The 25,637-nt window shown below is 69.1% G+C and carries 28 protein-coding genes and 1 pseudogene; 8 read left to right on the forward strand and 21 right to left on the reverse strand.

Translation table 11 applies throughout. From position 1 onward, the window contains the following. Positions 1 to 237 (forward strand): annotated as a pseudogene (locus ASE22_RS06080) (4-hydroxy-2-oxovalerate aldolase); the annotation flags it as partial. Between the two features lie 26 nt (positions 238 to 263). Here ASE22_RS06080 and ASE22_RS06085 read toward each other — a convergent pair. Beyond that, a complete protein-coding gene (locus ASE22_RS06085) occupies positions 264 to 605 on the reverse strand; it encodes a hypothetical protein (RefSeq protein ID WP_056356384.1) in 342 nt (113 codons plus the stop codon). An 83-nt stretch (positions 606 to 688) separates the two neighbouring features. Then, on the reverse strand, positions 689 to 1,969 hold the full coding sequence (locus ASE22_RS06090) for a Xaa-Pro dipeptidase (RefSeq protein WP_056356386.1): 1,281 nt from the start codon (positions 1,967 to 1,969) through the stop codon (positions 689 to 691). Positions 1,970 to 2,037: 68 nt separating this feature from the next. Here ASE22_RS06090 and ASE22_RS06095 point away from each other — a divergent pair, with 68 nt between their 5' ends. Together ASE22_RS06095 and ASE22_RS06100 are read left to right on the forward strand one after the other, a co-directional pair. Then, entirely contained in the window at positions 2,038 to 2,568 is a 531-nt protein-coding gene (locus ASE22_RS06095) for a hypothetical protein (RefSeq protein WP_056356388.1), read from the forward strand. Positions 2,569 to 2,628: 60 nt separating this feature from the next. After that, positions 2,629 to 2,814, forward strand: a complete 186-nt coding sequence (locus ASE22_RS06100; RefSeq protein ID WP_056356389.1) for a hypothetical protein — start codon at positions 2,629 to 2,631, stop codon at positions 2,812 to 2,814. A 21-nt stretch (positions 2,815 to 2,835) separates the two neighbouring features. Here the strand turns inward: ASE22_RS06100 and ASE22_RS06105 are convergent, their stop codons facing one another. The 3 genes from ASE22_RS06105 to ASE22_RS06115 are packed head-to-tail and all read right to left on the reverse strand — an operon-like array spanning position 2,836 to position 8,166. Next, positions 2,836 to 5,907, reverse strand: coding sequence for a CHAT domain-containing tetratricopeptide repeat protein (locus ASE22_RS06105; protein ID WP_235536260.1), 3,072 nt, complete (start codon positions 5,905 to 5,907; stop codon positions 2,836 to 2,838). A gap of 5 nt (positions 5,908 to 5,912) precedes the next feature. Then, positions 5,913 to 7,733 (reverse strand): M48 family metalloprotease, encoded by a 1,821-nt coding sequence (locus ASE22_RS06110; protein ID WP_056356393.1) that lies wholly within the window; start codon positions 7,731 to 7,733, stop codon positions 5,913 to 5,915. Between the two features lie 40 nt (positions 7,734 to 7,773). Beyond that, on the reverse strand, positions 7,774 to 8,166 hold the full coding sequence (locus tag ASE22_RS06115) for a hypothetical protein (protein ID WP_056356394.1): 393 nt from the start codon (positions 8,164 to 8,166) through the stop codon (positions 7,774 to 7,776). A 322-nt stretch (positions 8,167 to 8,488) separates the two neighbouring features. Between ASE22_RS06115 and ASE22_RS06120 the strand changes: the two genes are divergently transcribed. Then, positions 8,489 to 9,409 (forward strand): TonB-dependent receptor domain-containing protein, encoded by a 921-nt coding sequence (locus ASE22_RS06120; protein WP_056356396.1) that lies wholly within the window; start codon positions 8,489 to 8,491, stop codon positions 9,407 to 9,409. A 60-nt stretch (positions 9,410 to 9,469) separates the two neighbouring features. Beyond that, the gene (locus ASE22_RS06125) at positions 9,470 to 9,775 is read left to right on the forward strand and encodes a hypothetical protein (RefSeq protein WP_056356398.1); all 306 of its coding nucleotides are present in this window, start codon (positions 9,470 to 9,472) and stop codon (positions 9,773 to 9,775) included. A gap of 26 nt (positions 9,776 to 9,801) precedes the next feature. Here ASE22_RS06125 and ASE22_RS06130 read toward each other — a convergent pair whose 3' ends face one another. Further along, a complete protein-coding gene (locus ASE22_RS06130) occupies positions 9,802 to 10,122 on the reverse strand; it encodes a DMT family transporter (RefSeq protein ID WP_056356399.1) in 321 nt (106 codons plus the stop codon). Between the two features lie 45 nt (positions 10,123 to 10,167). Between ASE22_RS06130 and ASE22_RS06135 the strand changes: the two genes are divergently transcribed. Beyond that, positions 10,168 to 10,809, forward strand: a complete 642-nt coding sequence (locus ASE22_RS06135) for a DUF1345 domain-containing protein (protein WP_056356401.1) — start codon at positions 10,168 to 10,170, stop codon at positions 10,807 to 10,809. Between the two features lie 24 nt (positions 10,810 to 10,833). Here ASE22_RS06135 and ASE22_RS06140 read toward each other — a convergent pair whose 3' ends face one another. The 3 genes from ASE22_RS06140 to ispG all read right to left on the reverse strand — a co-directional run bounded on the left by ASE22_RS06140 (position 10,834) and on the right by ispG (position 13,407). Further along, a complete protein-coding gene (locus ASE22_RS06140) occupies positions 10,834 to 11,319 on the reverse strand; it encodes a GNAT family N-acetyltransferase (protein ID WP_056356404.1) in 486 nt (161 codons plus the stop codon). Further along, positions 11,316 to 12,200, reverse strand: coding sequence for a DMT family transporter (locus tag ASE22_RS06145; protein ID WP_056356406.1), 885 nt, complete (start codon positions 12,198 to 12,200; stop codon positions 11,316 to 11,318). The genes ASE22_RS06140 and ASE22_RS06145 overlap by 4 nt, the downstream gene beginning before the upstream one ends. Before the next feature lie 82 nt (positions 12,201 to 12,282). Then, entirely contained in the window at positions 12,283 to 13,407 is a 1,125-nt protein-coding gene (gene ispG, locus ASE22_RS06150) for a flavodoxin-dependent (E)-4-hydroxy-3-methylbut-2-enyl-diphosphate synthase (protein ID WP_056356408.1), read from the reverse strand. A gap of 181 nt (positions 13,408 to 13,588) precedes the next feature. Here ispG and ASE22_RS06155 point away from each other — a divergent pair, with 181 nt between their 5' ends. Beyond that, complete coding sequence (locus tag ASE22_RS06155; protein WP_056356482.1) at positions 13,589 to 14,545, forward strand: isoaspartyl peptidase/L-asparaginase family protein; 957 nt, start codon at positions 13,589 to 13,591, stop codon at positions 14,543 to 14,545. Between the two features lie 319 nt (positions 14,546 to 14,864). Continuing rightward, positions 14,865 to 15,317, forward strand: a complete 453-nt coding sequence (locus ASE22_RS06160) for a hypothetical protein (RefSeq protein WP_056356410.1) — start codon at positions 14,865 to 14,867, stop codon at positions 15,315 to 15,317. Positions 15,318 to 15,381: 64 nt separating this feature from the next. On the opposite strand, the gene pal is transcribed toward ASE22_RS06160, so the two are convergent. The 12 genes from pal to ASE22_RS06220 all read right to left on the reverse strand — a co-directional run bounded on the left by pal (position 15,382) and on the right by ASE22_RS06220 (position 25,523). Next, a complete protein-coding gene (pal, locus tag ASE22_RS06165; protein WP_200933145.1) occupies positions 15,382 to 15,909 on the reverse strand; it encodes a peptidoglycan-associated lipoprotein Pal in 528 nt (175 codons plus the stop codon). A gap of 65 nt (positions 15,910 to 15,974) precedes the next feature. After that, the gene (tolB, locus tag ASE22_RS06170) at positions 15,975 to 17,294 is read right to left on the reverse strand and encodes a Tol-Pal system beta propeller repeat protein TolB (RefSeq protein ID WP_056356412.1); all 1,320 of its coding nucleotides are present in this window, start codon (positions 17,292 to 17,294) and stop codon (positions 15,975 to 15,977) included. Between the two features lie 67 nt (positions 17,295 to 17,361). Beyond that, entirely contained in the window at positions 17,362 to 18,177 is an 816-nt protein-coding gene (locus tag ASE22_RS06175; protein WP_056356413.1) for a hypothetical protein, read from the reverse strand. Beyond that, positions 18,177 to 18,689, reverse strand: a complete 513-nt coding sequence (gene tolR, locus ASE22_RS06180) for a protein TolR (RefSeq protein ID WP_056356415.1) — start codon at positions 18,687 to 18,689, stop codon at positions 18,177 to 18,179. Before tolR ends, ASE22_RS06175 begins: the two co-directional genes overlap by 1 nt. Continuing rightward, on the reverse strand, positions 18,689 to 19,387 hold the full coding sequence (gene tolQ / locus ASE22_RS06185) for a protein TolQ (RefSeq protein ID WP_056356486.1): 699 nt from the start codon (positions 19,385 to 19,387) through the stop codon (positions 18,689 to 18,691). The genes tolR and tolQ overlap by 1 nt, the downstream gene beginning before the upstream one ends. Positions 19,388 to 19,391: 4 nt before the next feature. Then, positions 19,392 to 19,835: a YbgC/FadM family acyl-CoA thioesterase gene (locus tag ASE22_RS06190; protein ID WP_056356417.1), complete on the reverse strand. Its 444-nt coding sequence runs from the start codon at positions 19,833 to 19,835 to the stop codon at positions 19,392 to 19,394. Positions 19,836 to 19,949: 114 nt separating this feature from the next. Further along, a complete protein-coding gene (gene ruvB / locus ASE22_RS06195) occupies positions 19,950 to 20,981 on the reverse strand; it encodes a Holliday junction branch migration DNA helicase RuvB (protein ID WP_056356419.1) in 1,032 nt (343 codons plus the stop codon). 61 nt (positions 20,982 to 21,042) lie between these two features. Then, positions 21,043 to 21,642, reverse strand: coding sequence for a Holliday junction branch migration protein RuvA (gene ruvA / locus ASE22_RS06200; protein ID WP_056356421.1), 600 nt, complete (start codon positions 21,640 to 21,642; stop codon positions 21,043 to 21,045). Continuing rightward, positions 21,639 to 22,136: a crossover junction endodeoxyribonuclease RuvC gene (ruvC, locus tag ASE22_RS06205; RefSeq protein WP_056356422.1), complete on the reverse strand. Its 498-nt coding sequence runs from the start codon at positions 22,134 to 22,136 to the stop codon at positions 21,639 to 21,641. Before ruvC ends, ruvA begins: the two co-directional genes overlap by 4 nt. A gap of 126 nt (positions 22,137 to 22,262) precedes the next feature. Continuing rightward, positions 22,263 to 23,006 carry a YebC/PmpR family DNA-binding transcriptional regulator gene (locus ASE22_RS06210; RefSeq protein WP_056356424.1) on the reverse strand — a complete coding sequence of 248 codons (744 nt, stop codon included), beginning with the start codon at positions 23,004 to 23,006 and terminating at the stop codon, positions 22,263 to 22,265. A 195-nt stretch (positions 23,007 to 23,201) separates the two neighbouring features. Then, the gene (locus ASE22_RS06215) at positions 23,202 to 24,512 is read right to left on the reverse strand and encodes a dihydrolipoamide acetyltransferase family protein (protein WP_056356426.1); all 1,311 of its coding nucleotides are present in this window, start codon (positions 24,510 to 24,512) and stop codon (positions 23,202 to 23,204) included. Positions 24,513 to 24,518: 6 nt separating this feature from the next. Then, positions 24,519 to 25,523, reverse strand: a complete 1,005-nt coding sequence (locus ASE22_RS06220; protein ID WP_056356488.1) for an alpha-ketoacid dehydrogenase subunit beta — start codon at positions 25,521 to 25,523, stop codon at positions 24,519 to 24,521. Positions 25,524 to 25,637: the final 114 nt, after the last annotated feature.

The following is a 25,637-nucleotide window of genomic DNA, read 5'->3' on the forward strand; positions in this document are numbered from 1 at the left end:
CTCGTCCGCCCGCTGCAGGACCGCCCGGTGCGCGTCGATCGCGAGACGCTCGTGCTCGGCTATGCCGGGGTCTATTCGAGCTTCCTGCGCCACGCCGAGAAGGCGGCCGCCGATTATGGCCTCGACACCCGCACGATCCTGGTCGAGCTCGGCCGCCGCAAGATGGTCGGCGGGCAGGAGGACATGATCGTCGACGTAGCGCTGGACCTGGTCCGCGAGCGGGAAACCGCTTCCTGACGGCTACAGCCCGGCCGCCTGCCCGATCAGGCGAGCAGGTCGAGGCTGCCCCGCATCCTCCGCTCGGTCCGCAATATCGCGGCGCTGGCGGTGTAGAGATCCTGCGCCGCGACCGGAGCGGCCGCCGCCTCGGCGGGATCGGCCTCGCCCTGCTGTTCCTCGGCTGGGGCGGCGCCGCCATGCGGCTTCGCCTTCGCGGCGGTGCGGACCGGCCGACGGGAATAGGTGCCCGTCGCCGGGATCGCGCCCGCGGGCATGACGGCGGGCACGGTCGCGACGCCATGGCGGCCGGCGATGCTCGACGCGGCGGCGGCCGCCACCGTCTCGCCCGCCCGCAGGCCGCTTCGCGCAATGTTCAACAGATCCATGGGACTCTCCACGCCATGCGCAGCCTGGTCCCGAGTGGACTAAGGAAGGCTTGCCCGGGCTGGTTAAGCGCGGCGCAACCGCGTTATCGCACCAGCGCCCCGCCCTTCATCACATGGTCGACATGCTCCAGCGCGGCGATGTCGGCGATCGGATCGGCCTTCACCGCGATCATGTCGGCATAATGGCCCGGCGCGATCGCGCCGACGTCCTTCGACCAGCCGAGCAGGTCCGCCGCGGTCACGGTCGCGGCCTGGATCGCCTGCATCGGCGTCATCCCGTAGCGGACCATATATTTGAACTGGCGGCCGTTGAGGCCGTGCGGATAGACGCCCGCGTCGGTACCGAAGCTGATCCTCGCCCCGGCCTTCACCGCCTTGCGGAACCCCTCGCGCTGCGCGTCGGTCGTCTCCCGGTTCTTGCGAAGATAGCCGGCCGGCCAGCCCTCCTTGGTGCCGATCTCTTCAATATAGTCACCGTTATAAATATCCATGTCGAGGAACACGCCCCTGGCCTTCGCCATCGCGATCCCCTCGTCGTCGATCAGCGAGGCATGCTCGATCGAGCGCACGCCCGCCCGGATCGCCGCCTTGATCCCCGCCGCACCATGCGCATGGGCCGTGACCCAGCCGCCATTGGCCTTCGCCGTCTCGACCGCGGCGCGCATCTCCTCCTCGCTCAGTTCCTGCACGCCGGGCTCGGTCCCTTCGGCGAGCACCGCGCCGGTCGCGATCAGCTTGATCGAGTCGACCCCGCGCTGGAACAGCTGGCTGACCTTCAGCCGCACGTCCTTCGCATCGGTGACGACGCCGACCCGCATGTCCGCAGGCACCTGCACGTCGGGCGCGAAGCCCGTGACCTCGCCGCCGCCGCCCGGCACGGTGATATAGGCGCCGACCACGCTCATCCGCGGCCCCTCGACATCGCCCCGGACTATCGCGTCGCGCAGCGCCACGTCGCTGAAGGCGCGGAAACAGCCGACATCATGGACGGTGGTGAAGCCCGCAAGCAGCGTCTCGCGGGCATGGCGGGCACCGACATAGGCGATCTCCTGCTGGCTGTGCAGCAGCGGCTCGGCGACGTTGCTCGTCTGCCCCCAGTCGGCGAGGTGGGTGTGCATGTCGATCAGCCCGGGCAGCACCGTATAGCCCGACCAGTCGACCAGCGCCGCACCGGCCGGCGGCGGCGCATAGGGGGTGACGGCGGTGACCCGGCCGTCGTCGATCCGGATCAGCCGATCGGTCAGCACCACGCCCTTCTCGCTGTCGATCAGCCGCCCGGCCCGCACATAGCTGGTCTCCGCCTGCGCGGCGCCCGCGACGAGCAGTGCAAGACCGACGATGGAACAAATGCGTCGCATGGCCATTCCCCGGGCTCCCTTGACCGAAACATCGTTATATTCTTTCCGTGATTGCCGCCGCTAGGAAAAAGCCAATGATGAAACCAGCTCTCTCTTTCGCGCTGCTGGCCCTGCTGTCCGGCCCGCTCCTTGCCGCCGGCAACGCCAGCCAGCCCGCCAACGGCCAGTCGCCCGATCAGGAGGGGCGGATCCAGTCGATGGGCAAGAGCGCCGGGCGAATCGCCAGCCAGCCGGCGCGGGACGTCGGCGTCGCGAAGACCGGCATACCGCCCGCGCTGCAGCAGGCCTGGGATGCGCCTTATGCGCTCAAGGGAATCCGCACCTGCCGTGACCTTTCCAGGGCGTTCCACGACCTCACCGACGTGATGGGGCCCGATTTCAAGCCCGGCGAGGTCAAGAAGGAAAACAAGGCCGGCAAGCTGGCGGAAGCGGGCGGCAAGACGATCGTCAACTCGATCATCCCCTTCCGCGGGCTGGTCCGCGAGGTGACCGGCGCGGCCCCGGCGCAACGGCGGCTCGAGCGCGCGGTGGCGGCCGGCTATGCGCGGCGCGGCTTCCTGCGCGGCGTCCACCAGGCACGCGGCTGCAGGACGAAGCTTTTCTGAGCTTGTAGCGGTCGCGCCGTAGGCTATCCTCTCCGTCCAAAGAATGAAGGAGAGAAAGACATGCTCGTCATGTTCGTCGGCACCGATCGGGTCGAAACCGCGATCAACGCCAATCAGGTTACCTTCATCTCGCAGGTCAACGATGGCACCCGGATCCGCTTCGGCGAGGGCCGCAGCGTGACCGTCACCGAGCCGCTGGCCGAAGTCGTCGAGAAGCTCAACACCGGCCTGCGCCCGCACGATTGACCTGAAACGGCGGCGCGACGGTCAGCCGTCGTCGGATCCGATGACGGTGAACGGCGCCCAGGCGGCCGGATGTGCCCAGGCGGGCGACCAGCCAGGCAACGCCGATCCGTCGGCGCGGCGGCCGAGCCGCACCGTGCGCATCGCCCGTTGCAGCGCCGCTGCCCGGCTGAGCCCCGCCTTGCGCGCGGCGAGCGTCTCGACGGTCAGCGCCGCCGTCGCATCGTCGGCGACCCGCCAGCGGCTGGCGAGCAGCGATCCCGCCCCTGCATAGAGGAAAGCGCGGCCGAGGCTCGACAGGCTGTCGGCGCCGGGGGTGCCGTCGGCGGTCGCGGTGTTGCAGGCGGACAGGATCACCCAGTCGGCCGACAGGTGCATGCCCGCCACCTCGGAGGCCGCGAGCAGCCCGTCATCCTCGGACGAACTCTTCTCGGGCGGGGTGAAGGCGAGGCCCGGCTCGCGCAGGCCGCCGATCTCGCCCGGCAAGATGCCATGGGTGGCGAAGGCGATGACCCGCGCGCCGCCGACCGCCGTGTCGCGACGCACCGCCCCTTCGGTCGCGGCGCTGCCGAGATGGAGCAGTTCGGGAGTCGCGCTCAGGGTCGCGGCCATCGCCTTGAGTTCGATCTCGGTCCCCGGCAGCGGGCTCAGTTCGCGCAGGGCGGAAGGGTCGGCCAGGGCCTGTCCAGCCCGGTCGACGGGCTGCGGGATGCGCAGGAAATCGTCGATGTTCCGCCCGCCGCCGGCCGGCCCGAGGAAGCTGGGCGCGCCATAGCCGACGAATTGGACCCTGCCGCCGGCCGCCCCCGGGGCCGCCGGTTCGCCCGCGCGCAGCACCGACACCGCCGGCAGCACCGTGACCGCGTAGCGATCGGCCAGCCAGGGCGTGTTCTGGAGAACCGCCGGCTCGGCGTCGCTGTCGCCGGCGGCCGGCGGCGCGGTCGGCAACAGGCCGAGCGGCAGCTCGGCGAGCGCCCCGCCGGTCACCACGAACAGGCTGCGACTCCCCGCCAGCGCCGGCTCGACCGGCGCGACCAGGTCGCGATAGAGGCCGAAGGCAGCCGCCCGGTCGAAGGGCGGCCAGCCGGGCGTCGCATCGCCGCATCCCTTGGGGTCGACCTGGCAGCGCAGCCGACGGACGGCCGCCGCGACCGGAGCGGCAGCGGCTTCGCGGCGCGACCATCGCACCTGCTTCGGCCCGATCGCGAAGCTGTAGAGATCGTCGCCCGCCACGACGATCAGCAACAGGCCGCCATCCTTGCCGAGGCGGGCGCGCGCCGCGTCGATCGCCAGGCTCTGCGCGCCGATCAGCCGGGCATAGGCCGGAAAGGCGCGGGCCAGCGCGCGATCGGCCTCGGCCAGGTCGCGCGCATTGGCGGCGCTCAGGTCGCGGGTCCGCGCGATCTTTTGGCTGTCCCCGGCGATCAGCTGGCGAAGCAGCTGGGCATCGAGCTCGGCGGCGTGGTCGGATAGGCCCTGCTGCTGCCGGACGAGCGCGCCGAGCGGCCCTTCGCCGGCGGCGGTGCGGGCGGCGGTCCGCGCCATGCTGCGCGCGGCGGCCGACACCGATAGGTCCTGCGCGGCGAGGAACGCTTCGGCCCTGAGCGCCGCCGCCTGGCGCGGCGACCGGGCGGCTTCGGCCCAGTCCGCCCGGATCAGGGTGGCGAAGGCGCCGGCGAGCGGATCGAAGCGGCTGGCGTCGGCGGCCTCGGCGCGGGCCACGGCCTGCTGTGCGCCGTCGCTCTCGCGGGCCTCCCCGATCCGGCCCGCGCGGCGACGGCGGACGATCTCGGCCGCCTCGCGCGCCGCCTTCACCGCGTCGGCGGGACGGCCGAGCGCCAGGTAGAGATCGGCGAGGTCGGTCAACGCCTCGGCCAGCGCTGGATGATCGGCGCCGAACGCCGCGCGCCGCGCCGCTACGCCTTGCTCATAATCGGGCAGGGCGGTGTCGAACCGCCGCTGCGACACGAGCACATGGCCGAGCCGCAACCGCGCGGTGGCGATGTCGGGATGGCCGGCGCGCAACGTTGCCAGCCGGATCGCCAGCGCCCGTTCGAACAGCGGCTGCGCCTCGGCGGCCTTGCCCTGCCGTTCGAGATTGACCGCGACATTGGACAGCCCGATCGCCGTCATCGGATGATCGCTGCCATAGGTGCGCTGCCAGATGGCGAGCGCCCTGGCGTAGAGCGGCGCCGCGCCGGCATAGTCGCCCTGCCGGTTCAGATTGTGCGCGACATTGTTGTAGCTCGTCGCGGCGGCGAGACCCTCGGGATCGATCGCGGTGCGGATGCGCAGCGCGCGCCGATAGGCCGGCGCCGCATCGACATGGCGGCCCTGGCCGTCGAGGTTGAAGCCGAGATTATTATAGCTGGTGGCGACCGCGGGGTTGTCGGAGCCCAGCTCGGCGATGCGGACGGCGAGCGACTGGCGATAGAGCGGTTCGGCCTCGATCGGACGGCCGAGCGCGTCGAGATTGGACGCGACATTGCCTTCGATGAGCGCGAGGTCGAGATCCTCGGGCTCCCAGCGCAGTGCGATGCCGAGCGCCTTGGCATAGAGGTCGCGCGCCTCGCTGAAGCGACCCTGCCGGCCCAGCGCATAAGCGAGGTTGTTATAGGCGAGCGCGGTCGCGCGGCTCTCCTCGCCCGCCTTCGCCTGCGCGCGGGCGAGCGCCGCGCGGTAGAGGCCCTCCGCCTCTTCATGGCGGCCCACCGCCTGGAGATTGGCGGCGAGATTGGACGCGGCCTGTTCGCTCAGCCGGTCGTCGGGGCCGAGCTTCGCGGTGAAGATCGCGAGCGCGCGGCGATAGAGCGGGGTCGCATCGGCCGGCTTGCCCTGCCGCACCGTCCAGTCCGCGATCAGCGACAGCGTGCCGCCCACCTCGGGATGGTCGGCACCCTTCGTCGCCTCCTCGATCGCCAGCGCCTCGCGGCCGAGTGCGATCGCATCGCCCCAGCGCCTTTCGGCGGTCGCCGCGCCGATCCCCGCCTCGATCCGGGCCAGCCGCGCGTCGACCGTCGGTTCGGCGGCGAGGCATGGCACGGCGAGCGCGAGCGCCAGCGCGGCGAGCAGGCCCGCCGCCTCGCCCCGGAGCATCCGCCTCATCCGCCGAAGGGCAGCTTGATGCCGAACGGATTGCCCTGTTGCGGGGCCGCGCCCTGCGGCATAGCCGCCCGGCACCGTTCGACGATATAGTCGCGCCCCTTCACCTGCTGGCAGGCGTTGTAGACGATCTGCGCGCCGGTCATGTCCCCGGCGGCCAGGTCGCGCTTGATCTCGATGCTCTTGAAATGGTCGGGGTCCTTGAAGCGCGCCTTGCCCTCGGTGATCAGGACGTTGCTGTCGCTCATGTCGCCGCTGCCGATCTCCATCTCGGTATAAGTCTCGTAGAGCTGGAGGTTCTGGACGCCGGTGCCGGTGCGCGCCGCCTGGAAATAGCTGGCGGCCTGCGCGACATTGCCCTGGTCGCGCGCGGCGAGCCCGGCGACATAGTTGACGAAGGTGGGTGCCGTCCGGCTCCCCGCGCCGAGCGCGCGAAGCTGCGCCGAGGCGCCCGCATAATCCTGCGCGAAATAGCTGCCCCGCGCCTTCAGGTAGCTGTCGCGCATCGCCACCGCGCGGGCGAAGTCGGGCTTGCCCTTGATCCGGCCGAGCAGCGCGCCGGTGTCGATCGGCGGGTCGGCCGTCGGATAGCCGGCCTGGAAATAGGCGGCGAGGCCCTTGCGCCGCTCCTCGGGCGGGAGGTGGGTGTCGCCGCCCATCGACTTGGTGATGTTGCCGAGATTGGCGACCAGCGCGCCGCCCGCCGTCTTGAGCAGGCTCGATCCTAACCCCTGCCCGGTGCCGCCGGCCGCGAAGCTCGACATGTTGCTGGCGGCGAAGCCCTTCATCGCTTCGCCCATGCTGGCCTGCGCCGCGTCGGCGGCCGCCTTGCGCTTGTCGTAGGATGCCTTCTGCGCCTCGAACGCCTTTTGCAGCCGCTCGAACACATTGGCATAGCTGTCGATCGTCATGTTGCCGCGAATCAGCAGGTCGACCGCCAACGCATCGGCCTGATTCTCCTGGTCGCGGTTCCACGACGTCGCGAAGATGTCGTCGACCGCGAAGCGCAGCGCCTCGGCCACCGGCGCGGCGCGGCGCGCGCCGGCATCCATGCCGGTCTGCATCGTCGCCAGCGAGACGTTTCCGCCGCTCTTCTTCATCGCGGTGAAGGCGCTGCCCGCCGACCAGGCGACCGACACCGCCTGGGTCGCGCCGCGCGCGCCCGCGATCGTCTCCGCCTTAGCGAAATGGCCGAGCAGCAGATGGGCATATTCATGCGCGAGGACGAACAGCACCTCCGAATCCGACTGCGCGGCCTCGAGCAGCCCCATCGACACGACGATCGTGTTGTCGGGCAGCGCCTGCGCCTGATAGGCCTCGTCGGCCCGGAACAGCAGCTTGGGCGTGCGTTCGAGCGGCGCATAGGGCCAGGCCTTGGCGAAAGCCTCCAGCACCGGTCGCAACTCGCGCTCGAAGGAGGGGATGTCGACCAGGTCCATGCGCGCCGAGCGGGTGTTCATGACCTGCGCCGACAGCCCCATCGAGCCCGCGGTATCGCCCACCCCGGTCCGCATCCTGGTATTGGTGACGCACAGGTCGCCCGCGTCGAGGGTGGAGATGAACGGCGCCTTGTCGATCGAGAATTTGCCCCGGGCCTTCTTGTCGATCTTTTTCGCGGCGGCCAGCGATCCGCTCGCCGGGACCGGACAGCCGGCGAGCGGGACATAGGGCGCGTCGGGCAGCGTGGCGACCACCGGCTCCACCGGCGCCGCCACCGCCCTGGCCGGTGCGGCGGCGCGCTTCTTCTTCGGGGCGGCATCGGCCATCGGCGCGGCACCGAGCGCGATCGCCACGGTCGCCAGGATCAAGCTGTATCGCATCTGAAAACCCTCCTGTCGTGCCCCCCGGCCTCCCTTCTCGCTATTTGCCCCCGCCGCAGCCGAGTCCCAGCGACTGCTGCAGACCCTCCTCTTCCATCTTGGCGAAGCTCATCGCCTTGGCATCGCAGGTGATCGCCGCGAGATCGCCGACATAGTCGACCGTCGATAGCCGCAGCCAGGCGAGCTTGCCGTCGAGCTGGACGCCCACGAACCCCGCCTTGGCACCGACGACCTTCGCCCCAGCCGAGCCGGCGGCCGGCATCGACGCGACGGGAACGTCGCGCAGCTTGGTACCGGCATCGTCGTAGATCGGCAGCGGATCGCGCTTATAGGCCTTGATCGCGGGGCCGTCCGCCGCCCAAGCCACGGCCGGCAGGGCGGCGCCCGCCACCAGCAGGCCCATCACAGCACGACGCATCGACGCTCGGATCATGTCAAACCCCTGTCATGCCCCCGATGTCCTATACGGGACGAAGGAGCGCCCGGTTGCCCCCAGGCAGGACGAAATCGTCCGCACCCAGCCTTAGCAGCGGGGAGCGGCCGGTGCTGTTGCCTCGATCACAGCGCCGAAACTTCCTCCATTCCGAATCATAGCATGGCCCGCCGGTGCTGGCGCGCGATTTGACGCGGCTCGATCGCGGCCGGTGCTCGCCGCAGCGCAATATTTCTGAAGCCCGGCTGACTCGGCTTTGACTCGCCGAGGCCATCTCGCGGTCATCGCCTTCGGCTAAGCCTCCTGCAACAGGGGGAAGACGATGCGACCGTTCATTGGACTGGCGACGCTCGGCCTCGTCGCGATGCCCGAACCGGCTCTCGCCGTGACGCTTCCGGACGCCGGCGCGGGCCTCGCCTCGGGTGGCGCGGGCGAGACGGTCTGGTTCGGCCTTCGCCGCCGGCCGTTCAGCGTGGCGCGGCTGATCGGCCTGCCGCAACGACAGCCCTCCGACGCGGCCCGCGCCCGCGCGCTTGGCCCGGCACCCATCGGCGGGCAACTGATCAGCTTCGCGGGCAGCAGCACCGACGCGCCGTCCACGTCGCTGTTGCTGCGCGATGCGCCGCGTTTCAGCCGGCTGCCCGGCAGGCAGGTCGACGATTATGAGGTCGGGCTGCGCACCGCGCTCGCCGACACGGCGGTGACCCTCCAGGCCGGCCTGTCCTACAACAAGTTCCGCAATCTCCAGACGACGCTACGCCAGGGCGACCGTTTGACGATCGCCAGCGTCGGCAGGGCCAAGACCTACGGCCTCGAGACGATGGCCCGCTGGTCGCCGACGGCCGGCATCAGCCTGTTCGTCGCCGGCGCCTATCGCGAGGCCCGGTTCAAGAACCAGGTGCGCGACGGTCGCAAGTTCCGGCTGTCGCCCGACCGGTCGGCCTCGCTCGGTGCGGTGATGCTCGTGCCCGTCGGGACCGGACGGATCGCGTTCATCCCCAGCATCGCCTATCAGTCGGCGATGGGGCTCGACGGCGACGATGGCGGGATGGGCGCGACGGCGCTGATCAACGCCCAGCTGGGCTATGCCTTCTCCGATGCGTTCGAGATCGAAGCGCTCGCCTCCAATCTGCTCGACCGTCCATATGCCCGCCCATCGGCGCGCGGCGCGGCCACCCTGATCGCGGGTGAGCCGCGCGTCCTGGGGGTCCGCGCCCGGCTGCGCTTCGGTGCGGGCCACTGAGCCGGGAACCAAGCCACATCCCGGCGCGCTGTATCCCGCGAACCGAAGAGGAGCGTCGCGATGTCCAGCGAATCCCGCGATTTTCACGCCGATTCCGTCCAAGTCGGCGGCGTGGAGCGCACGATGGTGTCCGGCGAGGAGATCCGGCGTCGGGTGCAGGCGATGATCGACGAGGATCCCGAACTGGCATCGTGCGACAAGCCGGTGCTCGCGCCGATGCCCAAGCCGACCGCCAGAGAAAGCCCGACCGGCTGCAACTGGACGATGCACTATCTCGGGCAATTTCCGGGCTGCGAGCCCGCGATCGACCGGATCGTCGCGCTGGTCCAGAACGACGTCAACATCGGTTCGCCGACCCGGCCTTGACAGCGAGCTATCGCCCTCGCTTCGGGTCAGTGACCGGCGCTGAGCTTCAGCCCGGCGATGCAGGCGACGACCGCGAAGATCAGGACGATGCGGATCGGCGTCGCCGGCTCGCCGAACCAGATCATCCCGACGACCACCGTCCCGATCGCGCCGATTCCACCCCACACGGCATAGGCGGTGCCCATCGGTATCGACCGGCTGGCGACTTCGAGCAGACCCATCGACAAGGTCACCGAGACGAGGAACGCCAGCGTCCAGGGGACGTTGCGGAACCCATCGACGAAGCGCAGGCAGGTGGTGAAACCCACTTCGAAGCAACCGCCGATGATCAACCATATCCACGCCATGCTGCGCCCATAGCCGCGCGGTCCGGCTTAGGCTAGACGAAGGACATGGCAGCCCCGCTCGCCCTCGGTCACCGGCTCGCCCCGCCGCGCTTCGTCGCCTTCATGGCGCTCGGCATCGCCGGCTTCCTGATCGCCTTCCATATGATGGGCTGGTCGCGCGCGGCGATGATCGGCTTCGACATCGGCGCCACCGTCTTCCTGCTCTCCTGCCTCCCGCTGCTGGGGCGGGAGCCCGATGCGATGCGCGAATCCGCCGAGCGCAACGACGCCAACCGCGCCACGCTGCTCGCCATCACCGGCATCGTCTGCAGCGTGATCCTGGTCGCGATCGCGGAGGAATTGTCGGCGCGCGGAGCCACCAGCCCGGCGACGGTGGCATTGATCATCGGCACGCTGCTGCTCGCCTGGCTGTTCAGCAACATGACCTATGCGCTGCACTATGCGCATCTCTTCTACAGCCGGAACGCGAAGGGCGGGGATTCCGGCGGCATCGGCTTTCCGGGCGATGACGAGCCCAATTATTGGGATTTCATCTATTTCGCCTTCACGCTGGGCATGACCTTCCAGACGTCCGACGTGGAGATCGGCAGCCGGTCGATCCGGCGGGTGGCGATCCTCCACAGCTTCGCCGCCTTCGTCTTCAATATCGGCGTACTGGCCTTCACGATCAACGTGCTGGGCGGGTAGGCGGAAAGCGGCCCGAGGGGACCGTCAACCCTTCAGCCGCTCCAGCGCCTCGCCGTCTATCCGCCACGGCTCCCACCCCTCCATCCGGCGGCCGCCGAGCTTGCGGTAGAAGCCCTTGGCCAGTTCGTTCCAGTCGAGCACGCCCCAGTCGATCCGGGCGCAGTCATGCGCCTTCGCCTCCTGGCCCAGTGCCTCGAACAGCGCGCGGGCGACCCCGCCGCCGCGCGCCGCAGGATCGACGAACAGGTCTTCCAGATAGAGGCCGTGCAGCCCGGTCCAGGTCGAGAAGTTGAAGAACCACACCGCCATGCCGACCATCCGGCCATCCTGTTCGGCGACATGGGCGAAGACCCTGGCATCCTCGCCGAACAGCAGCGCCGCCAGCCCCTCGGGTGTCGCCTTCACCGCATCGGGCTCGCGCTCATAGATGGCGAGCGCGCGGACGAGGCGAAGGATGTCGTGCTCGTCGCCCGGGCGGGCGCGGCGGACGGTGGTCGTGGTGCTGGTCATGGGATGACGTCTCTTTCCATATCGGGGGCACGCGCGGCGATCAGGCAGCCGGCGACGATCAGGCCCGCGCCCATCAACGTCGGGAGGCCGACATGCTCGCCGAAGAAGGCAAAGCCCCACAGGCTGGCCCAGATGAAGGCGGTGAATTCGACCGGGGCGAGATAGCTCGCCTCGGCGCGGGCATAGGCCCAGCTGAGCAACGCGAGTGAAATCGTCGCCAGGACGGCCGCGAACAGGATCAGCGGGACATGGTCGACCGGCGGCAGCGCCGCGAACCACGGCATCGCCAGGGCGAGGCACAAGGCCATGAAGACGCTCTGGAAGAAGGCGACCTCATAGGGATCGGCGACCTGCGCCTGTCGCCGCATCAGGATGATGTTGTACGCGTAGAAGACCGCCGAGAGCAGCACCGCCAGCGCGCCGAGCAACGCGTCGGGGCCCAGCTGTGCGTGCGACTGTCCCCACAGGATCACCACCACGCCGCCGAAGCCCATGGCCGATCCGGCCAGCGCGCCGCGCCTCATCCGCTCCTTGAGAAGCAGGACGGCGAGGCCCTGCGCGATCAGCGGCGCGATGAAGCTGAGCGCGATCGCCTGCGCCAGCGGCGTGCGGGCCAGCCCCCAGAAGAACAGCATCGCCATCACCGCCGAGACCGCGCCGCGCTCGACATGCAAGCGCATCGCCGCGCGCGACGGACGAGCGGGGCGCGACCAGAGCCAGGGCAGCGCGCCGAAGCCGATCCCGGCGAAGCCTCGCCAGAGCAGGGTGTTGTAGGTCCCGATCGCCAGGCTGAGCGCCTTCACCGCCGCATCCATCGACGAGAAGACCGCGACCCCGAGACAGGCCACCGCAAAGGCGATCGCCGGGGAAGCGCGCTTCATGGCCGGGCGCTTCCGCCACCGCGCTCAGCATGCTTCCCCGGCGCGGCAACGCCCCGGCCCGCGCCGGAGCATGTCGTCGACGTCATTCCGCCGCTTGCGCCTGTGCGGCTTCGGCGGCCTCGATCTCGGCGGCCTTGGCCTCGACCAGCCTGACGATATGTTCGACCATGTCGGCGTCCTGCACCGTGTGGTCGGTGACGCCCGACAGGTAGACCATATGCTTGCCGGCCCCGCCGCCGGTCAGGCCGATGTCGGTCTCGCGCGCCTCGCCGGGACCGTTGACGACGCAGCCGAGCACCGAAAGCGACAGCGGCACGCGAATGTGCTGGAGGCGCTCCTCCAGCGTCTGGACGGTACGGATCACGTCGAAACCCTGACGCGCGCAGGACGGGCAGGAAACGACGCGGACCCCGCGGTTGCGGATGCCCAGCGCCTTGAGGATCTCGAAGCCGACTCGGACCTCTTCCTCCGGCTCGGCCGAGAGCGACACGCGGATCGTGTCGCCGATGCCGGCCCAGAGCAGGTTGCCGATGCCGATCGACGATTTGACCGTGCCGCCGATCAGCCCGCCCGCCTCCGTGATGCCCAGGTGGAGCGGGCAATCGACCGCTTCGGCGAGGCCCATATAGGCCGATACCGCGAGGAAGACGTCCGACGCCTTCACGGCCACCTTATATTCGTGGAAGTCGTGGTCCTGCAGCAGCTTGATATGGTCGAGCGCGCTTTCGACCAGCGCCTCGGGGCAGGGCTCGCCATATTTCTCCAGCAGGTCCTTCTCCAGGCTGCCGGCGTTGACGCCGATCCGCATCGAGCAGCCATTGGCCTTGGCCGCGCGGACGACCTCGGCCACCCGGTCGGCCGAGCCGATATTGCCCGGGTTGATGCGCAGGCAGGCGGCGCCGGCATCGGCGGCCTCGAGCGCGCGCTTGTAGTGGAAATGGATGTCGGCGACGATCGGCACCTTCGCGGCGCGGACGATCTGCCTCAAGGCGGCGGTCGACGCCTCGTCGGGGCAGGACACCCGGATGATGTCGGCCCCAGCCTCCTCGCAGCGGCGGATCTGGTCGATCGTCGCCCTGGCGTCGTCGGTCGGGGTGTTGGTCATCGTCTGGACGGTGACGGGCGCGCCGCCGCCGACGGCGACGTTGCCGACCATGATCTGGCGCGACTGACGGCGCTGGATGTCGCGCCACGGACGGATGGACATGGGATTCCGTTCTTTGAAAAGCTTCGGCGCCCGTATAGGCTGATTCCATCCATTGGAACAGCCGTCACGCCAGCGTCGCCGCCGGCATCTTCGCAAGGATTCCGGTCGCGCGCCGGACGGCCGATCCATTTGACATTGCGGGCGTTCCCGACGGGACGCCCCTCCTGCCCAGGTGATAGACGTGACCGAAATACGCTCCCTCACATCCTATTGGAGCGGCCCGGCCGAAGGCTGGACGCTCGTTATCCACGGCGGCGCGGGCCAGCTCCGCCGGTTGCTGCTCAGCGGCGATGCCGAGGCCCATGCCGAGGCGATCCTCACCGCCGCGCTCGACGCCGGCGCGACCATCCTCGCCGCTGGCGGCACCGCCGTCGACGCGGTCGAGGCGGCCGTGCGCGTGCTGGAGGACGATCCCTATTTCAACGCCGGCCGCGGCGCTGTGTTCAGTGCCGACGGCATCAACGAGCTCGACGCCGCGATCATGGACGGCGCCACCCGCGAAGCCGGCGCGGTCAGCGCCGTGACCAAGGCGCGCAACCCCGTGACCCTCGCCAAGGCGGTGATGGAACAGAGCCCGCACGTCATGCTCACCGCATCGGGCGCCGACCGCTTCGGTGCCGAACACGGTATCGAGCAGGCCGCCCCCGCCTGGTTCCACACCGACGAGCGATGGCGCCAATATGAGGAGCTGCGCGCCGGGGGCACCTTCGACGCCGATCTCAAATATGGCACGGTCGGCGCGGTCGCCCGCGACGGCAAGGGCCGCCTCGCCGCCGCCACCTCGACCGGCGGACTGACCGGCAAGCGCTGGAACCGGATCGGCGATTCGCCCGTGATCGGCGCCGGTACCTGGGCCGAGGACAGCGGCGCCGCGACGTCCTGCACCGGATCGGGCGAGCATTTCATCCGGGTCGGCGCGGCGCACGAACTGTCGGCGCGGGTGCGTCTGGCCGGCCAGACGATCGACGAGGCGGGCGCGGGCGTGATCGGCGAGATCGGCGCGCTCGGCGGCATCGGCGGGCTGATCAGCGTCGACGGCCAGGGCCGCGGCGGCTGGTGCTTCAACAGCCAGGGGATGTATCGCGGCCTCGCCCGCGCCGACGAGCCCCATGTCGTGGCGATGTACGGCGACGACTGATGTCGTTGCGCTGACCGGTCGCGCTGGCGGCCCTCGTCGGGGTCGCCGGCCCCGCCCATGCCTGGTGGGAATATGGCCATGAGACCGTCGCGACGATCGCAATGGACTCCGTCCGTCCAGGGACCCGGCAGGCGATCAGGCGGCTGCTGGCGCGCAGCGGCCTGCTGGAGACGCAGACCTGCCCGGCGCGGGTGCGGATCGCGGCGCTGGGCTAGATTTCTCGCGTCATCCCAGCGAAAGCTGGGATCTCCCTTTTCTTCCGTGCGGGGCAAAGGGCAGGGAGATTCCAGCGTTCGCTGGAATGACGGGCTGGAGATTTATGCGCTACTTCCTCGATACCGAGTTCAACGGCTTCGGCGGCGACCTGCTCAGCCTCGCCCTGGTGCCCGAATATGGCGATCAGGACTATTATGTCGTGATCCCGAGCGAGGGCCCCTATCATCCCTGGGTCGCAAAGCATGTCGTCCCCTATCTGGAGACGGTGCCGCGCAACCTGTTCAACCGGCTCGACCGGGTGGCGGCGGCGCATGATGTCGCCGCCTATCTGGGCAACGATCCCGATCCGGTGATCGTCGCCGACTGGCCGGAGGATATCGCGCTGTTCTGCCGGCTGCTACTGGTCGGCGAGACCGAGATCGTCGACATTCGCCATATGCGTTTCGAATTCCATCGCACCCCCGGCTTCTCGACCGCGCGCAACAGTCAGGTTCCCCACAACGCGCTGCACGACGCCCGCGCATTGCGCGATCACCTGCTGTCGCTCGAGGATTGAGGACCATGGAAAAGGCCGCCGGCATCGCGCCGACGGCCTTTCCCGTTCAACGATTCGGCGTGGCTTAGTTCGGAACCACCGTCACGGCGCGACGGTTCTGCGCCCAGCTGGCTTCGTCCGAACCGGTCGCGACCGGGCGTTCCTTGCCATAGCTGATCACCGACAGGCGCGAGGCCGGGACACCCGCGCTGACGAGGAAGTTCTTCGCGGCGTTGGCGCGACGCTCGCCCAGCGCGAGGTTGTACTCGCGGGTGCCGCGCTCGTCGCAATGACCCTCGATGGTCACGGAGACGTTCGGATATTTGGCAAGCCACTCCGCCTGCCGGGTGAGGGTCGCCTGATCCTCGGCGTCGACGTCATAGCCGTCGGTGCCGAAAAAGATGGTGTCGGTCCCCGCCTGCTGAAGGAAGTCGGCGCGCGAACCCGGGACCGGGCCGGTCGAGGGCGGCGGCGGCGGCGCTTCGGGCGTGGGGGCCGGTGCGGTCGCGGCGGGGGGCGGAGGCAGTTCCTCGGGCTTCTTCTTCGCACAGGCGCTGATGCTCAGCGCGAGCGCCGAGACCAGCGCGATCTTCATCGTCATATGCGCCATCATCAAATCTCCTTCACAACTATTACGGTCCAATAACGTCTTTTATTCCCAAATGCTCCCCGGAAACGTCAGGGAAGCAGCGGTCCCCAGGCCGGATCCGATCCGTCGAGCGGGGTCGGCACCGGCCGTTCGTTGACGCCGGTCAGGTCGACCGACCAGAGATCGGCCTTGCCCGAGCCCTGCCCGGTCCGGAAGAACATGATCACCCGGCCGTTGGGCGACCAGCTCGGTCCTTCGTCCTGCCAGCCGTTGGTCAGGATCTTCTCGCCCGACCCGTCGATGTTCATGACCCCGACGTTGAAGCCGCCACCGATCCGGGTGAAGGCGATCAGGTCGCCGCGCGGGCTCCAGGCGGCGCTGCCATAGCGACCCGAACCGAAGCTGATCCGGTTCTGGCCCGATCCGTCGGCGTTCATGACGTAGAGCTGCTGCGTCCCCGAACGGTCGCTTTCGAAGACGATCTTCGAGCCGTCGGGCGAATAGCTGGCACCGGTGTCGATGCCCGGCGACGTGGTCAGCCGCTGCGGCGTGCCGCCGCCGGCGGAAACGCGGTAGATGTCGGTGTTGCCGCCGATCGCCATCGAGAAGACGATGTACCGTCCGTCGGGCGAGAAGCGCGGCGAGAAGGTCATGTTCGGCTGGTCGACGACGAGCCGCTGGCTGCCCGATCCGATGTCGTACACATACACCCGCGCGCGGTTGTTGGTGTAGGACATGTAGGTGATCGTCTGCTGATTCGGCGCGAAGCGCGGGGTCAGCACGATCGTCTGGCCGTTGGTCAGGAACCGGTGGTTGGCGCCGTCCTGGTCCATGATCGCCAGCCGCTTGATGCGGCTGGTCTTAGGCCCGGTTTCGGAAACATAGACCACGCGGCTGTCGAAATAGGGGCCTTCGCCGGTCAGGCGGGTATAGACCAGGTCCGCGCACTTGTGCGCGGCACGGCGCCACTGGGCGGGCTGCACGACGAAGCCCTGGCGGGTCAGCTCGGTCCGCGCCAGCACGTCGTAGAGATAGCAGCCGACGGTGAGCGAGCCGTCGCCATTGGCCTGGACGAACCCCTGGATCAGCGCCTGGGCGCCGCTCTGCGTCCAGAAGGTATAGTCGGGCGCGGTGACCTGCGGATGGGTGACGGTCTGCAGCGCGCTCTTCGGCAGCGGGTTGAACAGACCGCTATTCTTGAGATCGTTGGTGACGACGTCGGCGACCCGCTGCCCGAGGGCGGCGGTGTCGCCCGCCGGCGTGTTCGCGACATTGGGGGTCGGCATGCCGGGGATGGCGATCGGCATCGGCTGGGCTATGCCGCCGGTGATGTCGACTTCGAGCTGGGCCGCGGCGGGCGCGGCGAACAAGGCCAGGCTCAACAGCGACAGGGCAAGGCGAAAACGCATTCTCGTCTCCTCTGCCCCGTTCCGGGAAGTAGACCCGAAATCGGGGGTACAAGTCAAATTCACAGGCTCAGCTCATTTGAGTGGGGCGGAAGGTGAAGATCAGGTCCTGCCACGCCTCATAGAGGTCGGCCGGCAGCTTATAGGGTGCGCAGCGCTGCAACGCGCGGGTAGCCGCCTCGTTCATCTGCCGCACATAGGGCTGGTTCGCCGGGCTCACGCCCAGATTGCCGATCACCTCGGGCGCGATCGCGATCGAGCCGTCGGGCTTCAGGCGTAGGCGGATACGGCTGATGATGCTCGTGGTGTCGGTGCCGCCGGCTGGAATCGTGTAGCAGGGCTTCACCTGGCTCGCGATCAGCGCGACCAGGCCGTTCATCGCGATCGGGCTGATCGCGGCGGCGCGCGGGGCGGCGGCCTTGCCGGCCGACTTCTCGACCGGGATGCCCTTGAGGAAATCGGTGCCGAGCGAGGTCGCCTTGGGCTTCGGCTTGGCCGGCGCGGGCGGGGTAGGCTTCTCGGCCGCCTTGGTCGGCGCGGGCTTCGGCGGCACCGGCTTCTCGGCCGGTTTCGGCGTCGGGGCCGGCTTGGGCGTGGGCGGCGTCGGCTGCGGCTTGGCCGGCGCCGGGGTCGGTGTCGGTGTCGGCTCGGGCGGGGGTTCCTCGGTGGTCGGCCCGACCTCGGGCGCCTGGGCGGCCTGGGGCGGCTCCTTCGAAACCTCGGGCGCGGCCGAGGTCAGGCCGGCCTTGTCGACCAGCATCACGTCCATCGGCTCGCTGAGCTTGGGCAGTTCGCGCACGCTCATCAGGTTGAGCGACAGGATCGCCAGCAGGGCGACATGCCCCGCGATCGACAGACCCAGTCCCGCGCCTTCCGCCCGGTCCATCACGGCACCGCCGGCTCTGGGACTTCGTCCCCGTCGATCCGGCCGCCGCGCCGGGCCGGAGCGGCCTCGCCGCCCTCGCCCATCGTCACCAGCGCGACCCGGTTGAGCCCGGCATGGTTGAGCGCGCCCATCACCGCCATCACCCGCCCATAATCGAGTCCCCGGTCGGCGCGCAGGAAGATCTGCGGGCTTTCCTTGCCGGTGCCCGACTTGGCGGCGATCTGGGCGAACTGGTCGGCCATAGCCGAGATCTGGATCTCGCGGTCGTCGATGAAGACATGACCGTCACGATCGATCGACAGCTGGATCGGCTTCTTGTCCTGGTCCAGCGCGCCGGCGGAGCTTTCGGGCAGGTCGACGGGAACGCCCGCGAGCAGCAGCGGCGCGGTCACCATGAAGATGATCAGCAGCACCAGCATCACGTCGACCAGCGGGGTGACGTTGATCTCCGCCATCGGCGCGCGCCGTCCGCCGCGGCCGGATACCGGCCCTCCCGGAGAACCCATGCCCATCAGGCGCGCTCCAGCTCGCGGCTGAGGGTCATGTGGATCGCATCGCCGAAGCGGTGGAGATGGCCCTCGATCTTCGAGACCCTGTGGAGCAGCCGATTATAGGCGATGACCGCGGGAATCGCGGCGAACAGGCCCAGCGCGGTCGCGAACAGCGCCTCGGCGATGCCGGGGGCGACGACGCCGAGCGAGGTGTTCTGCGACGCGGCGATGTCGGTGAAGCTGCGCATGATGCCCCAGACGGTGCCGAACAGGCCGACGAAGGGTGCGACCGAACCGACCGTGGCGAGGATGTTCAGCCGGTCGGACAGCCGATCGATCTCCGCGCCCGCAGCCGCCGCCATCGCGCTGGACAGCCGCGCGCGGGTCCCGTCACGGTCGACGGGCTTGCCGGTCCGCACCGAGCGGCGCCATTCGGCGACACCGGCCGAGAAGACCTTCGCGGCGGGAACGTCGCTCCGTCCGGGGCCGTCGTAGAATTTGTCGATGTCCTCGGACTTCCAGAAGTCGGTCTCGAAGCCCCGGCTCGCCTTGAACGCGCGGCCGAGCGCGAGGCTGCCGGAGACGATGATCGTCCACGTCCAGATGCTGGCCAGCAACAGGCCGATCATGACCGTCTTCACGACGATGTCCGCCTGGAGGAAGAGCGCGATCGGCGACAGGGCCGATGCCGATGCGGAGACCGCCAGATCCTGCATCATCAATTCAATCCATCCCTTTCAATCGTTCAAACGTCTCGATCCAGTGGCGGGGCTGCCGCTTGGGTCGGCCGTCGGGGCCGATCAGCGCGACCGAGACATCGGCCTCCGCCACTGTTTCGGTCCCGCGCATGACTCCCTGATGAACGACGCACAGGGCCCCCCGCATATTCCCGACGCGACTGACGACGATCAGGTCGTCGTCGAGCCGGGCGGGCGCCCGGTAGCGGATCGTCATCTCGGCGACGACGTAATTGCCCTCGCCGCGTTCCATCGCCCCGCGCTGGTCGATCCCGGCTACCCGCATCATGTCGCTGCGGGCACGTTCCATGAACCGGAGATAGCTTGCGTGGTAAACGACGCCGCCAGCATCCGTATCCTCGAAATAGACGCGCAACGCGAATAGATGCGCGCCGTGTTCGAAGCGGCCGGAATAAGGCGTTTCATGCATGCAGAACGCTGTTTAGGCGATCGGGAGCCGAAATGAATCCCTTTTAACGCGATTTTCTTCGATTCACCCCGCCGACACGTCATCCCGGCTTTCGCGGGCGGGACAGCGCCGGGATCACACCCCGTCGAACAGACCTTCCTGCCCGGCTTCCGGCGGAGGGTTCAGGCCGAGATGCTTCCAGCCGCGCCCGTTGAGGCACCGGCCCCGCGCGGTGCGCGCGATCAGGCCGAGCTGGATCAGATAGGGCTCGATCACGTCCTCGATCGTGTCGCGCGGCTCGGACAGGCCGGCGGCGAGCGTCTCCACCCCCACCGGGCCGCCCCGATAGATATCGGCGATCATGTGAAGATAGCGGCGATCCATCGCGTCGAGGCCGAGATTGTCGACCTCCAGCCGGTTGAGCGCCTGGTCCGCGACCTCGGCATCGACGGTTCCGGCGCCCAGCACATGCGCGAAGTCGCGCACCCGGCGCAGCAGCCGGCCGGCGATGCGCGGCGTACCCCGCGCGCGGCGGGCGATCTCCATCGCACCGTCGAACGCGATCGGCAGGTCGAGCAGGCGGGCCGCGCGGCTGACGACCTTCTCGAGCTCCTCGACGCTGTAGAATTGCAGCCGGATGGGAATGCCGAAGCGATCGCGCAGCGGAGTGGTGATCAGGCCCTGGCGGGTGGTCGCGCCGACCAGGGTGAAGCGCGGCAGGTCGATCCGCACGCTGCGCGCCGACGGCCCCTCGCCGATCATCAGGTCGAGCGCACGGTCCTCCATCGCCGGATAGAGCACCTCCTCGACCTGCGGCTGGAGGCGGTGGATCTCGTCGATGAACAGCACGTCGCCGTCCTCGAGGTTGGTCAGCAGCGCGGCGAGATCGCCCGACTTGGCGATGACCGGCCCCGAGGTCGCGCGGAAGCCCGCCCCCATTTCCTTGGCGATGATCTGGGCGAGCGTGGTCTTGCCGAGGCCCGGCGGGCCGAAGAACAGGACGTGGTCGAGCGCATCGCCGCGCTGGCGCGCCGCCTCGATGAACACGCGCAGATTGTCGCGCGCCGCCCGCTGCCCGACGAATTCGTCGAGCGACTTGGGCCGCAGCGCGGCGTCGACGTCCTCGGGTCGGCGGCTGGCGGAAAGAATGCGATCGGGATCGGTCATCCGGACATTCCATATCCGTTCGATCCGAAGAACGTCCAGCCGACCGCCGGGGAGGCTTTCCTCACTTCGCCGCCTTCCTGAGCGCCAGCCGCACCACGGCGTCGAGCGACGCGCCGTCGCCGAGTTCCTCGATGGCGGCGCCGACCGCGCTGCTCGCCTCGGCGGGCCGGAAGCCCAGATTGGCGAGCGCCGAGAGCGCGTCGGTCGAAACGCCGCCCCTGGCGGCCGGCGCCGATGCCAGGCCCGGGCCGAGCGGGACGCCGCCCATCTTGTCCTTGAGTTCGTTGACGATGCGCATGGCGAGCTTGGGGCCGACGCCGTTGGCGCGCGCGACCATCGCCTTGTCGCCGCTCGCGATAGCGCGTGACAGCTCGCCCGCGTCGAGCACCGACAGGATCGACAGCGCGACCCGGCCGCCGACGCCCTGCACGCCGGTCAGCAGGCGGAAGGTCTCGCGCTCGGCCGCGGAGCCGAAGCCGTAGAGGGTGATCGCGTCCTCGCGCACCTGCATCTCGGTGAACAGCAGCACGTCGCCGCCGACCTCGCCGATCGCCGTCAGGGTGCGACCCGAGCACCAGACGAGATAGCCGACCCCGCCGACGTCGAGCACCGCATGGTCGGCGCCCGTCTCGGCGAGCACGCCGCGCAGCCGCGCGATCATGCGACCACCCGGCGCATCGCGCGCGCGCTGGCGAGATGATGGGCATGGGTGATCGCGACCGCGAGTGCGTCGGCCGCGTCGGGGCCGGCAAGCTTTGCGCCGGGCAGCAACACCTTCACCATCGCCTGCACCTGCCTCTTCTCCGCGCCGCCGGTCCCGACCACCGCCTTCTTGACGATCGAGGGATGATATTCGCCGACGCTCACCTCGGCCAGCGCGGCCGCGAGCAGTACGACGCCGCGCGCCTGCCCGAGCTTGAGGGTCGACTGGGCGTTAGAATTGCCGAGCACCTCCTCGACCGCCGCGCCCTCGGGCCGGTAGGTGCGGATGAGTTCCGCCAGGGCGCCGTGGAGCAGGTAGAGCCGGCGCGACAGCTCCATCGACGGCTCGGTCTTGATCTGCCCGTTGGCGACGTGGCTCAGCCGGTTGCCGTCGGCGGCGATCACGCCCCAGCCGGTGGTACCGAGGCCCGGATCGAATCCGATCAGGATCATAGCTGCAAGGCGACCATGTTCGTCACATGTTCTCTTTCGCCCAGCGCGCCCGCTTTGTGAAGCGAAAAGCGGCGGGCTAGCGAAGCTGAGACCCGAAGCTCGTCGCGTGAGCGCGCCGGCAGCGCGTCACCCGAGCTTCGCCATCACCTCTTCGGGGACGTCGTAATTGCCCCAGACGGTCTGCACGTCGTCATCGTCGTCGAGCGCGTCGATCAGCTTGAGGAGCTTGCCGGCATCCTCCTCGCCGACGGTGACCATCGTCTGCGGCCGCCAGGCCAGCTTCGCGCCGTCGGCCTCGCCGAGCACCGGCTCGAGCGCCTTGGCGACCTCGTGGAGCGCGTCCTGCGCGGTCCAGATCTCGTGGCCGTCCTCGCTCGAGCTGACATCGTCGGCGCCGGCCTCGAGCGCGGCTTCGAACACCTTCTCGGCATCGCCCGCAGCGATGCCGTAGCTGATCAGGCCGAGCCGGTCGAAACCGTGGCTGACCGAGCCGCCCGCACCGAGATTGCCGCCGTTTTTCGACACCGCGGTGCGGACGTTGGTCGCGGTGCGGTTGCGGTTGTCGGTCAGTGCCTCGATGATCAGCGCGACGCCGCCGGGGCCGAAGCCCTCATAGCGGATTTCCTCGTAATTGGCCCCGTCGCCGCCGGCGGCCTTGTTGATCGACCGCTCGATATTGTCCTTGGGCAGGCCTTCCTTGCGCGCGGTGATGACCGCCTGGCGCAGGCGCGCGTTCATCGCCGGATCGGGCAGGCCCATCCGTGCCGCGACGGTGATTTCGCGGCTGAGCTTCGAGAAGAGCGCCGAGCGCTTCTTGTCCTGCGCACCCTTGCGGTGCATGATATTCTTGAATTTGCTATGACCGGCCATTGCCGTCCCGTCCTGAACTGTCGTTGAGTGGCGCGCTCTCTAGCCTTGCGGACGGGGGCTAGGCAAGCCGAGTCCTTCCCTGACCTTGCCCAAAAACGTCATGCCAGCGAAGGCTGGCATCTCGTGAGAGGAACGGCAACCGCCTCTCCCGAGACCCCGGCCCTCGCTGGGGTGACGTCGAAAAAGGGGTCTACTTCAATCCACGAACAGCAGCGCCGGCGTCTCCAGCAACCGCTTGAGCGCCTGGACGAAGCGGGCGGCGTCCCAGCCGTCGACGACCCTGTGGTCGCACGAGATCGACAGGTTCATCAGCTTCGCCGCGACCACCTGGCCATCGCGGAACACCGGCCGCTCGACCACCTTGTTGGGGCCGATGATCGCGACCTCGGGGCGGTTGATCACCGGCGTCGTCGCAATCCCGCCGAGCGGGCCGAGCGAGGTGATCGTCAGGGTCGAGCCCGACAGTTCCTCCGACCTCGCCTTGCCGCCGCGCGCGGCATCGGCGAGGCGGACGATCTCGCTTGCCAGCTGCCAGATGTTGCGCTCCTGCGCGCTGCGGATCACCGGCACCATCAGGCCGGCATCGGTCTGCGTCGCCATGCCGAGATGAACCGCGCCCGAGCGGGTGACGATTCCCGCCTCGTCGTCATAGCGCGCATTGATCATCGGGAAGTCGGGCAGCGTCTTGCAGATCGCGGTGATCAGCAGCGGCAGCATGGTGATCTTGGGCTTCGCCCCGCGCGTCGCGTTGAGATCGGCGCGCAGCTCCTCCAGCCTGGTGACGTCGATCTCCTCGACATAGGTGAAGTGCGGGATGTGGCGCTTGGCCGCCTGCATGTTCTCGGCGATGCGGCGGCGCAGGCCGATCACCTTGACCTGTTCGTCGGCACGGGCGCCGCCCCCCGGCGCACGATAGCCGCCGCCGGCATTGTAGCTGAGAAAGGCGTCGAGATCGGCATGGCGGACGCGGCCCACTTCGGCGGTCTTGATCTGGGCGAGGTCGATGCCGAGATCCTTCGCGCGCTGGCGCACGGCGGGCGAGGCGAGGACACGGACATGTTCCCGCTCGCCCTTGGGAAGCGCGTCGGGGAGAGGCGCCGGGCTCGCGACTGGCGCGGCGCTCGATCGCGCTGCACTGCCCGTCTCCCCATCCTCTGCCCGGAGGGGGACGGGAGAAGGTTCGGGATCGGGCTTCACCACCTGGGCGGCCTCGTTCGGCGCGACCTCGATCGCAGGGGTCGGCTCGGGAGCCGCCTCGGCGTCGCCCTCGACCTCGAACACCGCGAGGATCGATCCGATCGCGATCTGCTCGCCGACCTCGCCCGCGATCTTCACCACCTTGCCCGCGACGGGCGCGGTCATCTCGACCGTCGCCTTGTCGGTCATCAGGTCCGCGAGCGGCGCGTCTTCCTCGACGATGTCGCCCGGCGCGACGTGCCATGCCACGATCTCGGCCTCGGCGATGCCTTCGCCGATATCCGGCAGCTTGAAGCTATAGGTTCCCATCTCGGATCAATCCTGCATGACGCGCTTGAGCGCTTCGGTCAGCCGCACAGGGCCGGGGAAATAGGCCCATTCGAGGCTATGGGGATAAGGCGTGTCCCAGCCCGTGACGCGCTGGACGGGCGCCTCGAGCCAGTGGAAGCAATGCTCCTGCACGAGTGCCGACAGCTCGGCGCCGAAGCCGCTGGTCTTGGTCGCCTCATGGACGACCATGCAGCGCCCGGTCTTCTTCACCGATGCGACGACCGTCTCGATGTCGAGCGGGACGAGGGTGCGCAGGTCGATCAGCTCGGCGTCGACGCCGGTCTCCTTGATCACGCTGTGCGCGACATGGACCATCGTGCCATAGGCCAGCACGGTGACGTCGTTGCCCTCGCGCACGACGTTCGCCTTGCCCAGCGGCACCTTGTAATAGCCCTCGGGCACCGCGCTCTCGGCGAACTTGCTCCACGGCTGGACGGGACGGTCATGATGGCCGTCGAACGGGCCGTTGTAGATGCGCTTCGGCTCGAAGAAGATCACCGGGTCGTTGTCCTCGATCGCGGCGATCAGCAGGCCCTTGGCGTCATAGGGGTTGGACGGGATCACCGTCTTCAGACCCGCGACATGGGTGAAGATGCCCTCGGGGCTCTGGCTGTGCGTCTGCCCGCCGAAGATTCCGCCGCCGAACGGCGTGCGGACCGTGATCGGCGCGGTGAACTCGCCGCCCGAGCGATAGCGCAGCCGCGCCGCCTCCGAGACGAGCTGGTCGAGCGCGGGATAGATATAATCGGCGAACTGGATCTCGGGCACCGGACGCAGGCCGTAGGTGGCCATGCCGACCGCGACGCCGATGATGCCGCACTCGCTGATCGGCGTGTCGAACACGCGGGTCTTGCCGTAGCGCTTCTGCAGGCCCTCGGTCGCCTTGAAGACGCCGCCGAAATAGCCGACGTCCTCGCCGAGCACGACGATCATCTCGTCGCGGCCCATCGCGATGTCGATCGCCGAATTGATCGCCTGGATCATGTTCATGGTGCGGGTTTCGCCGGTCATGAACCTGCCTTTCCGCTGCCCGTCACCCCGGCGGAGGCCGGGGTCTCAGGAGAATTGGGCGCGCGGGAGCCTCCCGAGATCCCGGCCTCCGCC

Origin of the sequence: Sphingomonas sp. Root720, from assembly GCF_001428605.1 — a bacterium.
Classification (GTDB): Bacteria; Pseudomonadota; Alphaproteobacteria; order Sphingomonadales; family Sphingomonadaceae; genus Rhizorhabdus.

Coding starts and splice junctions, on each gene's coding strand:
- ASE22_RS06085 (WP_056356384.1), bottom strand. CDS start 605: ATGGATCTGTTGAACATTGCGCGAAGCGGCCTGCGGGCGGGCGAGACG.
- ASE22_RS06090 (WP_056356386.1), bottom strand. CDS start 1,969: ATGGCCATGCGACGCATTTGTTCCATCGTCGGTCTTGCACTGCTCGTC.
- ASE22_RS06095 (WP_056356388.1), top strand. CDS start 2,038: ATGATGAAACCAGCTCTCTCTTTCGCGCTGCTGGCCCTGCTGTCCGGC.
- ASE22_RS06100 (WP_056356389.1), top strand. CDS start 2,629: ATGCTCGTCATGTTCGTCGGCACCGATCGGGTCGAAACCGCGATCAAC.
- ASE22_RS06105 (WP_235536260.1), bottom strand. CDS start 5,907: ATGCTCCGGGGCGAGGCGGCGGGCCTGCTCGCCGCGCTGGCGCTCGCG.
- ASE22_RS06110 (WP_056356393.1), bottom strand. CDS start 7,733: ATGCGATACAGCTTGATCCTGGCGACCGTGGCGATCGCGCTCGGTGCC.
- ASE22_RS06115 (WP_056356394.1), bottom strand. CDS start 8,166: ATGATCCGAGCGTCGATGCGTCGTGCTGTGATGGGCCTGCTGGTGGCG.
- ASE22_RS06120 (WP_056356396.1), top strand. CDS start 8,489: ATGCGACCGTTCATTGGACTGGCGACGCTCGGCCTCGTCGCGATGCCC.
- ASE22_RS06125 (WP_056356398.1), top strand. CDS start 9,470: ATGTCCAGCGAATCCCGCGATTTTCACGCCGATTCCGTCCAAGTCGGC.
- ASE22_RS06130 (WP_056356399.1), bottom strand. CDS start 10,122: ATGGCGTGGATATGGTTGATCATCGGCGGTTGCTTCGAAGTGGGTTTC.
- ASE22_RS06135 (WP_056356401.1), top strand. CDS start 10,168: ATGGCAGCCCCGCTCGCCCTCGGTCACCGGCTCGCCCCGCCGCGCTTC.
- ASE22_RS06140 (WP_056356404.1), bottom strand. CDS start 11,319: ATGACCAGCACCACGACCACCGTCCGCCGCGCCCGCCCGGGCGACGAG.
- ASE22_RS06145 (WP_056356406.1), bottom strand. CDS start 12,200: ATGAAGCGCGCTTCCCCGGCGATCGCCTTTGCGGTGGCCTGTCTCGGG.
- ispG (WP_056356408.1), bottom strand. CDS start 13,407: ATGTCCATCCGTCCGTGGCGCGACATCCAGCGCCGTCAGTCGCGCCAG.
- ASE22_RS06160 (WP_056356410.1), top strand. CDS start 14,865: ATGCGCTACTTCCTCGATACCGAGTTCAACGGCTTCGGCGGCGACCTG.
- pal (WP_200933145.1), bottom strand. CDS start 15,909: ATGATGGCGCATATGACGATGAAGATCGCGCTGGTCTCGGCGCTCGCG.
- tolB (WP_056356412.1), bottom strand. CDS start 17,294: ATGCGTTTTCGCCTTGCCCTGTCGCTGTTGAGCCTGGCCTTGTTCGCC.
- ASE22_RS06175 (WP_056356413.1), bottom strand. CDS start 18,177: ATGGACCGGGCGGAAGGCGCGGGACTGGGTCTGTCGATCGCGGGGCAT.
- tolR (WP_056356415.1), bottom strand. CDS start 18,689: ATGGGCATGGGTTCTCCGGGAGGGCCGGTATCCGGCCGCGGCGGACGG.
- tolQ (WP_056356486.1), bottom strand. CDS start 19,387: ATGATGCAGGATCTGGCGGTCTCCGCATCGGCATCGGCCCTGTCGCCG.
- ASE22_RS06190 (WP_056356417.1), bottom strand. CDS start 19,835: ATGCATGAAACGCCTTATTCCGGCCGCTTCGAACACGGCGCGCATCTA.
- ruvB (WP_056356419.1), bottom strand. CDS start 20,981: ATGACCGATCCCGATCGCATTCTTTCCGCCAGCCGCCGACCCGAGGAC.
- ruvA (WP_056356421.1), bottom strand. CDS start 21,642: ATGATCGCGCGGCTGCGCGGCGTGCTCGCCGAGACGGGCGCCGACCAT.
- ruvC (WP_056356422.1), bottom strand. CDS start 22,136: ATGATCCTGATCGGATTCGATCCGGGCCTCGGTACCACCGGCTGGGGC.
- ASE22_RS06210 (WP_056356424.1), bottom strand. CDS start 23,006: ATGGCCGGTCATAGCAAATTCAAGAATATCATGCACCGCAAGGGTGCG.
- ASE22_RS06215 (WP_056356426.1), bottom strand. CDS start 24,512: ATGGGAACCTATAGCTTCAAGCTGCCGGATATCGGCGAAGGCATCGCC.
- ASE22_RS06220 (WP_056356488.1), bottom strand. CDS start 25,523: ATGAACATGATCCAGGCGATCAATTCGGCGATCGACATCGCGATGGGC.